7 protein-coding genes are annotated in these 13,163 nt (G+C 61.4%); 5 read left to right on the forward strand and 2 right to left on the reverse strand.

Translation table 11 applies throughout. The features are described from left to right. Window positions 1-12: 12 nt before the first annotated feature. Both xdhB and xdhA read right to left on the reverse strand, forming a co-directional pair. On the reverse strand, window positions 13-2,412 hold the full coding sequence (gene xdhB / locus H096_RS18005; protein ID WP_033900544.1) for a xanthine dehydrogenase molybdopterin binding subunit: 2,400 nt from the start codon (window positions 2,410-2,412) through the stop codon (window positions 13-15). Then, window positions 2,405-3,853 carry a xanthine dehydrogenase small subunit gene (gene xdhA, locus H096_RS18010; RefSeq protein WP_033900545.1) on the reverse strand — a complete coding sequence of 483 codons (1,449 nt, stop codon included), beginning with the start codon at window positions 3,851-3,853 and terminating at the stop codon, window positions 2,405-2,407. The genes xdhB and xdhA overlap by 8 nt, the downstream gene beginning before the upstream one ends. 280 nt (window positions 3,854-4,133) lie before the next feature. Between xdhA and H096_RS18015 the strand changes: the two genes are divergently transcribed. The 5 genes from H096_RS18015 to H096_RS18035 all read left to right on the forward strand — a co-directional run bounded on the left by H096_RS18015 (window position 4,134) and on the right by H096_RS18035 (window position 13,141). After that, window positions 4,134-4,793, forward strand: a complete 660-nt coding sequence (locus H096_RS18015; RefSeq protein WP_028617494.1) for a GntR family transcriptional regulator — start codon at window positions 4,134-4,136, stop codon at window positions 4,791-4,793. A 2-nt stretch (window positions 4,794-4,795) separates the two neighbouring features. After that, entirely contained in the window at window positions 4,796-8,284 is a 3,489-nt protein-coding gene (smc, locus tag H096_RS18020; RefSeq protein ID WP_033900546.1) for a chromosome segregation protein SMC, read from the forward strand. A gap of 291 nt (window positions 8,285-8,575) precedes the next feature. Then, window positions 8,576-9,439 carry a cell division protein ZipA gene (gene zipA, locus H096_RS18025; protein ID WP_016979286.1) on the forward strand — a complete coding sequence of 288 codons (864 nt, stop codon included), beginning with the start codon at window positions 8,576-8,578 and terminating at the stop codon, window positions 9,437-9,439. 88 nt (window positions 9,440-9,527) lie between these two features. Then, window positions 9,528-11,885: an NAD-dependent DNA ligase LigA gene (ligA, locus tag H096_RS18030; RefSeq protein ID WP_033900547.1), complete on the forward strand. Its 2,358-nt coding sequence runs from the start codon at window positions 9,528-9,530 to the stop codon at window positions 11,883-11,885. A gap of 92 nt (window positions 11,886-11,977) precedes the next feature. After that, window positions 11,978-13,141: a putative zinc-binding peptidase gene (locus tag H096_RS18035; RefSeq protein ID WP_033900548.1), complete on the forward strand. Its 1,164-nt coding sequence runs from the start codon at window positions 11,978-11,980 to the stop codon at window positions 13,139-13,141. The last annotated feature ends 22 nt before the right edge of the window (window positions 13,142-13,163 follow it).

Consider the following 13,163-nt stretch of genomic DNA (forward strand, 5'->3'; position numbering starts at 1 on the left):
AGTCACCTCGGCTCAGAGTGAGGCCAACTCGTTTTCGGTTTCGACAGCCTTCGCCGCCGTCAACTTGCGCATCTGCTCACACCCCCACAACACCCGCTCCGGCGTCGCTGGCGCATCAATCTTGGGCTGATGGCGATAGTCACCCAGACTCGCCACCGCATCCTTGATCGCGCACCACGACGCAATGCCGAGCATGAACGGCGGTTCGCCCACGGCTTTGGAATGGAACACCGTGTCTTCGGGGTTCTTGCGGTTTTCCACCAGCTTCACCCGCAGGTCCAACGGCATGTCCGCCACGGCCGGGATCTTGTAGCTGGCCGGGCCGTTGGTCATCAGCTTGCCCTTGTTGTTCCACACCAGCTCTTCCATGGTCAGCCAGCCCATGCCTTGGATAAAGCCGCCTTCGACCTGGCCAATGTCGATGGCCGGGTTCAGCGAGGCGCCGACGTCGTGGAGGATGTCGGTGCGCAACATCTTGTATTCGCCGGTCAGGGTGTCGACGATCACTTCGCAGCAGGCCGCGCCGAAGGCGAAGTAGTAGAACGGCCGACCGCGCGACTGGCTACGGTCATAGAAGATTTTCGGGGTCTTGTAGAAGCCGGTACTGGAGAGCGAAACCTGGGCGAAATACGCCTGCTGGATCAGCGCCTCGAAGGTGAGGATCTGATCCCGCACGCGCACGTGGCCGTTGTGGAATTCCACGTCCGCTTCGCTCACGTCGTGCTTGCGCGCGGCGAATTCCACCAGGCGCTGCTTGATGGTTTCGGCGGCGTTCTGCGCGGCTTTCCCGTTCAAGTCAGCGCCGCTGGAGGCAGCGGTCGGTGAGGTGTTGGGCACCTTGTCGGTGTTGGTGGCGGTGATCTGCACGCGGTCGATTTCCACCTGGAACACTTCGGCCACCACCTGCGCAACCTTGGTGTTCAAACCCTGGCCCATCTCGGTGCCGCCATGGTTCAGGTGGATGCTGCCATCGGTGTAGATATGGATCAGCGCACCGGCCTGGTTGAGGAAGCTGGCGGTAAACGAAATGCCGAACTTCACCGGGGTCAATGCCAGGCCTTTTTTCAGGATCGGGCTGTGGGCGTTGTACAGGCGGATCGCTTCGCGGCGTTCGGCGTATTGGCTGCTGGCTTCCAGTTCGGCAGTCATCTCTTCGAGCATGTTGTGCTCGACGGTCTGGTAGTAGTGGGTGACGTTGCGCTCGGTCTTGCCGTAGTAATTGACCTTGCGCACCGCCAGCGGGTCGAGCGCCAGATGGCGGGCGATGGCGTCCATCACTTCTTCGATGGCAACCATGCCTTGTGGGCCGCCGAAGCCGCGATAGGCGGTATTGGACGCGGTGTTGGTCTTGCAGCGATGGCCGTTGACCGTGGCGTCGCCCAGGTAGTACGAGTTGTCGGAGTGGAACATCGCGCGGTCGACAATCGAGTTCGACAGGTCCGGCGAGCAACCGCAGTTGCCGGCCAGTTCCAGGTTGATCCCGTGCAGGCGGCCGCTGTCGTCAAAGCCCACGTCGTATTCGATATAGAAGGGGTGGCGCTTGCCGGTCATCAGCATGTCTTCGACGCGCGGCAGGCGCATCTTGGTCGGCTGGCCGGTGAGACGTGCAACCACCGCGCACAGGCACGCGGGGCTGGCGGCCTGGGTTTCCTTGCCGCCGAAACCACCGCCCATGCGGCGCATGTCGACGACGATTTTATTCATCGACACGTCCAGCACTTCGGCCACCAGTTTCTGCACTTCGGTGGGGTTCTGCGTGGAGCAGTAGACGATCATGCCGCCGTCTTCGGTGGGCATCACCGAAGAGATCTGGGTTTCCAGGTAGAAGTGTTCCTGGCCGCCGATATGCAGGGTGCCCTGGATACGGTTTTTCGCCGTGGCCAAGGCGCCGGCCGAATCGCCGCGTTGGTGAGTGTGGCTGTCGAGCACGAAATGCTTCTTGCGGAAGGCCTCGACCACGTCCAGCACCGGCTCCAAGTCTTCGTATTCGATCACCGCGGCCATCGCGGCTTTGCGTGCGGTTTCCAGGTCGCGAGCGGCAACCGCCAGCACGACCTGGCCGACGAACTGCACGGTGTCGATGGCCAGCAATGGATCACCTGGCATCAACGGGCCGATGTCTTTCAGCCCCGGCACGTCTTCATGGGTGATGACAATGCGCACGCCTTCAAAGGCATAGCAGGGCGCGGTGTCGATGCTGAGGATGCGGGCGTGGGCGCGGTCCGACATGCGCGCATACAGGTGCAATTGGTTGGGGAATTCCAGGCGGTCATCAATGTACTGCGCTTCACCGGACACGTGCTTGGCGGCGCTGTCATGTTTGACGCTGCGACCGACCCCGGAGGTCAGGTCCTGGGCGAACAGCTCGGCCAGTTCAGCCTGGGTTTTAACGACGGCGTGATGGTTAGACATAAGCGGTCACCCGAGTCTCGATGTGCGGCGTTTGCAGTTCGATGAAGTATTTGCGCAGCAGGTTCTGCGCGCTGAGCAGGCGGTATTCCTTGCTGGCGCGGAAGTCCGACAGCGGGGTGAAATCCTCGGCCAGGGCGGCGCAGGCTTTTTCCACGGTGGCGGAATTCCAGGTGGCACCCACCAACGCGGCCTCGCAGCTTTTGGCGCGTTTTGGCGTGGCGGCCATGCCGCCGAACGCAACGCGGGCCTCGTTGATCACCCCGTTTTCGATCTTCAGGTTGAACGCGGCGCAGACGGCGGAAATATCATCGTCCAGGCGCTTGGAAACTTTGTAGGCGCGGAACAATGCGTGGCCTTTGGGCACGATGATCTTCTCGATGAACTCGCTGTCCTGGCGCGCGGTGACGCGGTAGTCGATGAAGTAATCTTCCAGCGCCAAGGTGCGGCGGGTTTCGCCTTTGCACAAGACGATCTGCGCGCCCAAGGCGATCAGCAGGGGCGGCGAATCACCGATCGGCGAGGCGTTGCCGATGTTGCCGCCCAGGGTGCCTTGGTTGCGGATCTGCAGGGAAGCGAAGCGATGCAGCAGCTCGCCGAAGTCCGGGTATTCGTGGTGCAGCGCGGTGTAGCAGTCGGAGAGGGCGGTGGCGGCGCCGATTTCCAGGCGGTCATCGAAGTTGTCGATGCGCTTCATTTCCTCAATGTTGCCGACGTAGATCATCACCGGCAGCGTGCGGTGGAATTGGGTGACTTCCAGCGCCAGGTCGGTGCCGCCCGCCAACAAGCGAGCTTGCGGGTAGGCGTCGTAGAGGTCGGCCAGGTCGGCAACGGTCAGCGGCACCAGGCAGCGCTTGTCGCCGCTGTTGAGTTCACCGGTTTGTGTTGGTGCGATGGCTTTGAGGCGAGCGATGGTCTCGGCCTGGCGGCTGTCGAACTGATCCTGGGGTTTGTTGCAGCAGGCCTGTTCGGCAGCGGCGAGAATCGGGCGATAACCGGTGCAGCGGCACAGGTTGCCGGCCAGGGCTTCGTGGGCTTTTTGGCTGTCGGGGGCGTCGCTGTTCTTTTGCAGGGCGAACAACGACATCACGAAACCGGGGGTGCAAAAGCCGCATTGCGAGCCGTGGCACTCGACCATGGCTTGCTGGACGCTGTGCAGTTGGCCCTGGTGCTTGAGGTCTTCAACGCTGATCAGTTGCTTGCCGTGCAACGACGACACAAAGGTCAGGCACGAATTGAGGCTGCGATAACGGATCTGCTCGGCGCCTTGAGCATCCGTATGCAACTCACCGACCACCACGGTGCAGGCACCGCAATCGCCGCTGGCGCAGCCTTCCTTGGTGCCGGATTTGCCCAAATGCTCACGCAGATAGTTGAGCACCGTCAGGTTGGGGTCCAGGGCGTGCTCGCTACGGAGTTCCTGGTTAAGTAAAAACTGGATCACGGAAGGCCTCGCAGACTCATTATTGTTGTTAACCGCTTTGCGCCGAATCTAGTCATGTCTGACTTTTCGGTCAACAATTTTCTGACCAGAAGGTCAAGAAAGTGCAGTCGCAACACTTTCAATTATGGTCCAGTCTTCTGGAACCGGTGTTTTTGGGGGCTTGTGGGTGTTCATCGCTGCTTATTCCGTGCCAAATTCTGCAGGGTGGGCGTAGCGCCATCAGCCAGCCAATGCGCTACACTGCCGCGCTTGTACCGATAGAAGATTTTGAAGGGAAAACATGACGTTCAAGGCGCCGGACAGTCTCGCCGAGCAAATTGCTCACCACCTCGCCGAACGCATCATTCGCGGCGATCTCAAGCCTGGGGAGCGGATCCAGGAGCAAAAGGTCACGCTGGCACTCAATGTCAGCCGTGGTTCCGTGCGCGAAGCCTTGCTGATCCTCGAACGCCGCCACCTGATCGCGATCCTGCCGCGTCGTGGCGCCCACGTCACCGAACTCACGGCGCACAAGGTGCAGAGCCTGTGCACCTTGATGGGCGAGCTGTACATCCTGCTCGGCAACGCGGTGGCCCAGGGCTGGCAGACCCAGGCCGACATGGCGCCGTTCATGCAGATCCAGCAGCGCCTGATCGCCAGCTTCGAGCGCCAGGACATCCGCGCCTTCGTCGAAGAAAGCTTCAATGTGATGCGCGCCGCGTACCCCTTCGCCAACAACCCGTACCTGCAGGAAACCGTCGAGAACCTGCAACCGGCGATGAACCGCGCCTATTACCTGGCGCTGGATCAACGCAAGGCGTCCATGAGCGAGTACCTGGCGCTGTTCGAGCAACTGCTCGCCGCCGTGCTGGCCCGTGACCTGCCGCAGATCCGCCAAGTGCTGTCGGCCTACGGCGAGCGCAGTTGCTCGCTGGTTATCGCCGCGTTGGCGGACGCCTAAGCGTGCGGCTCAAGTGCATCAAACTGGCGGGGTTCAAATCCTTCGTCGACCCGACCACGGTGAACTTCCCCAGTAATATGGCGGCGGTGGTCGGGCCCAACGGTTGCGGCAAGTCGAACATCATCGACGCCGTCCGTTGGGTGATGGGCGAGAGCTCGGCCAAGAACCTGCGTGGCGAGTCGATGACCGACGTCATCTTCAACGGCTCCACCAGCCGCAAGCCGGTGAGCCAGGCCAGCATCGAACTGGTGTTCGATAACTCTGACGGCACCTTGATTGGTGAGTACGCGGCCTATGCGGAAATCTCGATCCGCCGCAAAGTGACGCGCGACAGCCAGAACAGCTACTTCCTTAACGGCACCAAATGTCGGCGCCGCGACATCACCGATATCTTCCTTGGCACCGGCCTGGGCCCGCGCAGCTACTCGATCATTGAGCAGGGCATGATCTCCAAGCTGATCGAAGCCAAGCCCGAAGACCTGCGCAACTTCATCGAGGAAGCGGCCGGCATCTCCAAGTACAAGGAGCGCCGCCGCGAGACCGAAAACCGTATCCGCCGCACCCATGAAAACCTCGCCCGCCTGACTGACCTGCGCGAAGAGCTGGAGCGTCAACTTGAACGCCTGCACCGCCAGGCCCAGGCCGCCGAGAAATATCAGGAATACAAGGGCGAAGAACGCCAGCTCAAGGCGCAACTCTCGGCCCTGCGCTGGCAGGCGCTGAATGATCAGGTCGGCCAGCGCGAAGCAATCATCGGCACCCAGGAAATCAGCTTTGAGGCCCTGGTGGCCGAGCAGCGCAACGCCGACGCCAGCATCGAACGCCTGCGTGACGGTCACCATGACCTGTCCGAGCGCTTCAATCTGGTGCAGGGCCGCTTCTATTCGGTGGGCGGCGACATTGCCCGCGTCGAGCAGAGCATCCAGCACGGCCAGCAACGCCTGCGCCAATTGCAGGATGACTTGAAGGAAGCCGAACGCGCACGCCTGGAAACCGAATCGCACCTGGGCCACGACCGCACCTTGCTGCTGACCCTTGGCGAAGAGCTGGACATGCTCACCCCCGAGCAGGAAATCACCAGCGCCGCCGCGGAAGAAGCCGCCGCCGCCCTGGAAGAATCCGAAACCACCATGCATGGCTGGCAGGAGCAGTGGGATACTTTCAACCTGCAATCCGCCGAGCCACGCCGCCAGGCCGAGGTGCAGCAGTCGCGCATCCAGCAACTGGAAACCAGCATGGAGCGTCTGGCCGAGCGTCAGCGCCGGATGCAGGAAGAACGCGCATTGCTGTCCGCCGACCCGGAAGACGCGGCGATCATGGAACTGAGCGAGCAACTGGCCGAAAGCGAAATGACGCTGGAAGAGCTGGAAGCCAGCGAAGAACAACAAGTGGAGCGGCTGGAGCAATTGCGTCAGCAACTGCAACAGGCGACCCAGGCGCAGCAGCAGGCCCAGGGTGACTTGCAGCGGCTCAATGGTCGCCTGGCATCCTTGGAAGCCTTGCAGCAAGCCGCGTTGGACCCAGGCATCGGCACTGCCGAATGGCTGCGCGATCAGCATCTGGCCGAGCGCCCACGATTGGCTGAAGGCTTGAAAGTGGAGGCGGGCTGGGAGTTGGCGGTAGAGACCGTTTTAGGCGCCGACCTGCAAGCCGTTTTGGTCGATGATTTTGGCGGCTTCGATTTGGCTGGCTTTGCCCAGGGCGATTTGCGTTTGCTCAGCCCGGCCGCCGATGGCACGCGGGTGCCGGGCAGCCTGCTGGATAAAGTAGAGGCCGCGATTGATCTATCGCCCTGGTTGGGCCAGGTCAAACCGGTCGAATCACTGGAGCAGGCATTGGCCCAGCGCGGCCAACTTGGCGCAGGTGAAAGCCTGATCAGCCGCGACGGTTACTGGATCGGCCGCCACTTCCTGCGCGTACGCCGTGCCAGTGAAGCCGAAAGCGGCGTATTGGCCCGTGGCCAGGAAATCGTCAACCTGATCGCCGAACGCGAAGAACGCGAAGCCACCCTGGAAAGCCTGGAAACCGAACTGCAAACCCTGCGCGCCACCCAGCGCCAGCAAGAGACCGGTCGCGAACACCTGCGCCGCTTGTTGCAGGACGAAGCGCGCCAGCAAGGTGAACTGAAAGCCCAGCTTTCCGCGAGCAAAGCCAAGGTCGAACAACTCACTCTGCGTCGCACCCGTCTTGATGAGGAAGTGGCGGAGATGGGCGAGCAACGCGCCCTGGAACACGAGCAGATTGGCGAAGCGCGCCTGCAATTGCAGGAGGCCCTCGACAGCATGGCGCTCGACACCGAGCAGCGCGAACTGCTGCTGGCCCAGCGCGACAGCCTGCGCGAACGCCTCGACCGCGTGCGCCAGGAGGCCCGCCAGCACAAGGATCACGCGCACCAGTTGGCGGTGCGCCTGGGTTCGCTCAAGGCCCAGCACGCGTCCACCGCCCAGGCCCTTGAACGCCTGGAGATGCAGTCCGAACGCCTCACCGAAAAGCGCGAACAACTGAGCCTCAACCTGGAAGAGGGCGAAGCGCCGCTGGAAGAGCTGCGCCTCAAGCTCGAAGAATTGCTCGACAAGCGCATGACCGTCGACGAAGAGCTCAAGACCGCGCAGATCGCCCTGGAAGACGCCGACCGCGAACTGCGCGACGCCGAAAAGCGCCGGACCCAGGCCGAGCAGCAATCCCAGCTGATCCGCGGCCAACTCGAACAGCAGCGCATGGAATGGCAAGCCCTGACCGTGCGCCGCAAGACCCTGCAAGACCAGTTGCTGGAAGACGGCTACGACCTGCACGGCGTGCTCAATACCCTGACCGCCCAGGCCAATGAGAAAGACGCCGAAGAAGAACTTGAGCGGATTGCCGCACGTATTCAACGCCTGGGCGCGATCAACTTGGCGGCCATCGACGAGTACCAGCAACAATCCGAGCGTAAACGTTATCTGGATGCCCAGGACGCCGACCTGGTCGAAGCCCTGGACACCCTGGAAAACGTGATCCGCAAGATCGACAAGGAAACCCGAAACCGCTTCAAAGATACCTTTGATCAGATTAATGGCGGTTTACAGGCCTTATTCCCAAAAGTTTTCGGCGGTGGCAGCGCTTACTTGGAACTGACGGGCGAAGATCTACTCGATACAGGGGTAACGATCATGGCGCGGCCTCCGGGCAAGAAGAACAGCACCATCCATTTGTTGTCCGGCGGCGAAAAAGCCCTGACCGCATTGGCCCTGGTATTTGCCATCTTCAAGTTGAACCCGGCGCCGTTCTGCATGCTCGACGAAGTTGACGCTCCGCTGGATGACGCTAACGTTGGACGGTACGCACGGTTGGTTAAAGAGATGTCCCAGACCGTGCAGTTCATCTATATCACCCACAACAAGATCGCCATGGAGATGGCGGATCAATTGATGGGGGTGACGATGCACGAACCGGGCTGTTCGCGTTTGGTTGCGGTGGATGTGGAAGAAGCGATGGCGATGGTGGACGCCTAGCGGCGCAGTTTTTAGCTATAAGCTGCAAGCTGCAAGTGAGTTGGCTTGAGCTTGCAGCTTATAACTTGCAGCTTGTAGCTCACAGTTGGCGTCAACGTACGAAAATGCCACTGGTGAGCGAAGATGCCAATCCAATACATCTTTCGCCAACTGTGCTAATTTAATGTCAAATTTTCGTATGCGTGGGCAAAACGTCAGTCAGAACATAGAGTTGGCGCCACGTTTTAAAGCGGTTTGCACGTTGCTAAACCCCTTATTTTTCAGCATTTTTTATTAGAGGCACGGGATTACATGGAAATCGGTCTGCGCGAGTGGCTGATCGTCATCGGCATAATTGTCATTGCCGGTATTCTTTTTGATGGCTGGCGCCGCATGCGCGGTGGCAAGGGCAAGCTCAAATTCCGTCTGGACCGCAACCTGTCCAACTTGCCTGACGACGACGGCAGCGCCGAGCTGCTGGGGCCGCCCCGTGTGCTGGATACCCATAAAGAACCGCAACTGGACGAGCACGACTTGCCGTCGATGAGCGCGCCGGTGCGTGAAGCCCGCGAGCCGTCTTCCAAGCGTGGCAAGCGCGCCGCGCCGGTGGTGGCCGAACCGCGCCAGGCCGACCTGGACCTGGACGTCGATGACGGCCCGAGCTTCAGCAGCCGCGACGATGATTTCCCGGATGAAAACGCTGGCAAGAACGCGCCGCGCCAATCCGTGAACGACCAGCCTGCCGCCGAAGAAGTGCTGGTGATCAGCGTGATCTGCCGCGATGCCGCCGGCTTCAAGGGCCCGGCTTTGTTGCAAAATATTCTGGAAAGCGGCCTGCGTTTCGGCGAGATGGATATCTTCCACCGCCACGAAAGCATGGCCGGTAACGGCGAAGTGCTGTTCTCCATGGCCAACGCGGTCAAGCCGGGCACCTTCGACCTGGACGATATCGACCTGTTCAGCACTCCAGCGGTGAGCTTCTTCCTTGGCCTGCCAGGCCCGCGTCACCCGAAACAGGCGTTCGACGTGATGGTCGCCGCAGCCCGCAAGCTGTCCCAGGAACTGAACGGCGAACTCAAGGACGACCAGCGCAGCGTCCTGACCGCCCAGACCATCGAGCATTACCGTCAGCGCATCGTCGAGTTCGAGCGTCGCGCCCTGACACAAAAACGCTGAGGATTGCTCCTCGGCGTTGTCGGATAGAATAAGCGCACTAACATATTGAGCAGCTTCGGCTGCTCTTTTGCTTTCTGAGAGAACACCCATGACCGCCGCCCACACCCGCATCCTCGAACTGCGCGCTGAACTGGATCAGCACAACTACCGCTACCACGTCCTCGACGAGCCGAGCATTCCGGATGCCGAATACGACCGGCTGTTCCATGAGCTCAAGGCCCTGGAAGCCGAGCACCCGGACCTGGTTACGCGCGACTCCCCGACGCAGCGGGTCGGCAGTGCAGCGTTGTCGGCGTTCACCCAGGTCAAGCATGAGATTCCCATGCTCAGCCTCGGCAACGCGTTTGATGAAACCACCATGCTCGAGTTTGATCGTCGGGTCACCGAAGGCCTCGACCTGCCGGCCGGCGATCTGTTTGGCGGTGGCGCGGTGGTGGAATACAGCTGCGAACCTAAGCTGGATGGCCTGGCGGTCAGCCTGCTGTATCAGGACGGTGAGCTGGTGCGCGGCGCCACCCGTGGCGACGGTACCACCGGCGAAGACATCAGCGTCAACGTGCGCACCGTGCGCAATATCCCGTTGAAACTGCACGGCAGCGGCTGGCCGGCGACCCTGGAAGTGCGGGGTGAAGTGTTCATGTCCAAGGCCGGTTTCGAGCGGCTCAATGCCTCGCAACTGGAAGTCGGCGGCAAGACTTTCGCCAACCCGCGCAACGCCGCGGCCGGCAGCTTGCGTCAGTTGGATTCGAAGATTACTGCCAGTCGACCCCTGGAATTCTGCTGCTACGGTGTGACCACTGATATCAGCGACACCCACATCGGCAACCTGCAACAGTTGCAGAAATGGGGCATGCCCATCAGCCATGAGCTGAAGCTGGCCAAAGGCATCCAGGATTGCCTGGATTACTACCGCGATATCGGCGAGCGCCGTAACAGCCTGCCGTATGAGATCGACGGCGTGGTGTTCAAGGTCAACAGCATCGCCTCCCAACGTGAGCTTGGCTTCCGTGCCCGCGAACCGCGCTGGGCCATCGCGCATAAATTCCCGGCCCTGGAAGAGCTGACCGAATTGCTCGACGTGGAATTCCAGGTCGGCCGCACCGGCGCCGTCACGCCGGTCGCCCGCCTGAAACCGGTCAAGGTCGCGGGTGTCACCGTGTCCAATGCCACCTTGCACAACATGGATGAAGTGGCGCGCCTGGGCGTGATGATCGGCGATACCGTGATCATCCGCCGCGCGGGGGATGTGATCCCGCAGGTGGTCTCGGTGGTGCTTGAGCGCCGGCCGGAAAACGCCCGTGCGGTGCCGATCCCCGAGAGCTGCCCGGTGTGTGGTTCCCACGTGGAGCGCACGCAACTGGTCAAGCGCAGCAAGGGCAAGGAAACCGTCAGCGAAGGCGCAGTGTACCGGTGCGTTGGGCGTCTGGCCTGTGGCGCGCAGCTCAAGCAGGCGATCATCCACTTCGTTTCGCGCCGCGCCATGGACATCGACGGCCTGGGCGACAAGACCATCGAGCAATTGGTGGATGAAAAACTCATTGGCTCGCCGGCCGACCTCTACAAACTCAAGTACGAGCAGATCATCGACCTGGAAGGCTTTGCCGACATTTCCAGCAAGAAGCTGATCACCGCCATCGAAAACAGCAAGTCTCCGACCCTGGCGCGTTTTATCTACGCCCTCGGCATTCCCGATGTAGGCGAGGAGACCGCCAAGGTTCTGGCGCGCTCCCTGGCCTCCCTGGAGCGCGTGCAGAAGGCCTTGCCCGAAGTGCTCACGTACTTGCCGGACGTGGGCCTGGAAGTGGCGCATGAGATTCATAGTTTCTTTGAAGACAGCCATAACCAGGACGTGATCGGCGCGCTGCTGTCGCCGCAAGAATGCGGCCTGCAATTGCAGGATCAGGGCGACCTGAGTGCCGAATTCGCCGCCAGCACCACCCTGGGCGGGTTGCTCGACAAACTGCACGTACCGAGCGTCGGCCCCGGTGCTGCGCAGAAGCTGGCGGACAAGTTCGTCACCCTCGAAGGCGTGATCAAGGCCGACTGGCTCGACATGCGCCAGGCCCTGCCCGAGAAGCAGGCCAAGGCCGTGCGCGAGTTCTTCGACAACGCCGAGAATGCCCGCCGCGCCCTGGCCATCGAGCAACAGCTCAAGGACTTCGGCATGCATTGGGACAGCGAGAAGAAAGTCGTCGAAGGCTTGCCCGAAGCGGGCCACACCTGGGTACTCACTGGCTCCCTGGAGCTGATGAGCCGCGACGTGGCCAAGGAAAAGCTCGAAAGCCTCGGCGCCAAGGTGGCGGGTTCCGTGTCGGCGAAGACTCATTGCGTGGTGGCGGGGCCGGGGGCCGGTTCCAAACTGGCCAAGGCCAGCGAGCTGGGCCTGAAGGTATTGGACGAAGAGGCTTTCGTCGCCTTCCTCGCCAAGCACAACATCACGGTCTGATGTGGACGCTGTGGCGAGCGGGCTCATACAACAATGTGGAACGATCCAGAAGAACAAATGATCTAGTTTCAGTCACCCAGGGAGAGATCGCCATGTTCCGCTACTTCGAGCAACTCAGTTCGCGCATTGCAGCACCCTTCGTAGCTGGCACCTCCCGCGATAGCAAGGTGTGGCAGTGCCGCTGCGGCCAATCGTTGTTCTTTCGCAACAGCCAGTGCCTGGCCTGCCAAGCGCTGCTGGGCTATCAACCCCAACGAAGTCGACTCGCCTCCCTGCAACCCGGCCCGGTCGAAGGCACATGGCTACAGGACGGCAACCTCGACGCCGGCACCTTCCGCCGCTGCGCCAATCTCGACACGCCGGCCGCCTGCAACTGGCTGATCCCGGCCCACAGCACCGCGTCGCTGTGCGTGGCGTGCAGCCTGAACCGCACCATTCCTGACTTATCGATCCCGGAAAACCACGAGCGCTGGCGCAAAGTCGAAACCGCCAAGCGCCGTCTGGTGGCGCAACTGATCAGCCTGGGTCTGCAAGTGGTGCCCAAAAGCGTCGACGAAGACACCGGCCTGGCCTTCGACTTTGTCGGCATCGATCTGGAAGGCAACGCGCCAATGACCGGCCATGCCAACGGCCTGATCACCCTGGACATCAAGGAAGCCGACGACGCCCACCGCGAAAAAGTCCGCGTACAAATGCGCGAACCCTATCGCACCCTGCTTGGACACTTTCGCCATGAAGTCGGCCATTACTACTGGGACCGGCTGATCGCCAATACCCATTGGCTTGAACCGTTTCGCCAGCTGTTCGGCGACGAACGCGCCAGTTACGCCGAGGCCCTCGACCAGCACTACCAGAACGGCCCACGCCCGGACTGGCAGCAAACCTGCGTCAGCGCCTACGCCACTATGCATCCCTGGGAAGACTGGGCCGAAACCTGGGCGCATTACCTGCACATGATGGACGCCGTCGACACCGCCCTCGGCTTTGGCATGAGCGCCCGCGAGATGGACCTGGATTACCAGCCATTCCCACTCACCACCCTCTACGACCCCGAACACCCCGGCGGCGTGGCGTTCCTGTCGTTCGTCAATGCCTGGATCGAGCTGGCCGGCATGCTCAATGAACTGTCGCGCAGCATGGGCCAGCCGGATTTCTATCCCTTCGTGCTGCCACCGGCGGTGATTGCCAAATTGCACTTCATTCATCTGGTGATTCAGGAGGAGGGCGGCAGGGCCGATGAGGCGGTGATTCTGTAGGGGTACAAGTGCTTGAGCCCCT

This window comes from Pseudomonas sp. FH1, assembly GCF_000510895.2.
GTDB classification, from domain to species: domain Bacteria; phylum Pseudomonadota; class Gammaproteobacteria; order Pseudomonadales; family Pseudomonadaceae; genus Aquipseudomonas; species Aquipseudomonas azotoformans_A.

Excerpts from the sequence above, each read along its gene's own strand:
- ligA (WP_033900547.1), top strand. The coding sequence starts at position 9,528 with ATGACCGCCGCCCACACCCGCATCCTCGAACTGCGCGCTGAACTGGAT.
- zipA (WP_016979286.1), top strand. The coding sequence starts at position 8,576 with ATGGAAATCGGTCTGCGCGAGTGGCTGATCGTCATCGGCATAATTGTC.
- xdhB (WP_033900544.1), bottom strand. The coding sequence starts at position 2,412 with ATGTCTAACCATCACGCCGTCGTTAAAACCCAGGCTGAACTGGCCGAG.
- H096_RS18035 (WP_033900548.1), top strand. The coding sequence starts at position 11,978 with ATGTTCCGCTACTTCGAGCAACTCAGTTCGCGCATTGCAGCACCCTTC.
- H096_RS18015 (WP_028617494.1), top strand. The coding sequence starts at position 4,134 with ATGACGTTCAAGGCGCCGGACAGTCTCGCCGAGCAAATTGCTCACCAC.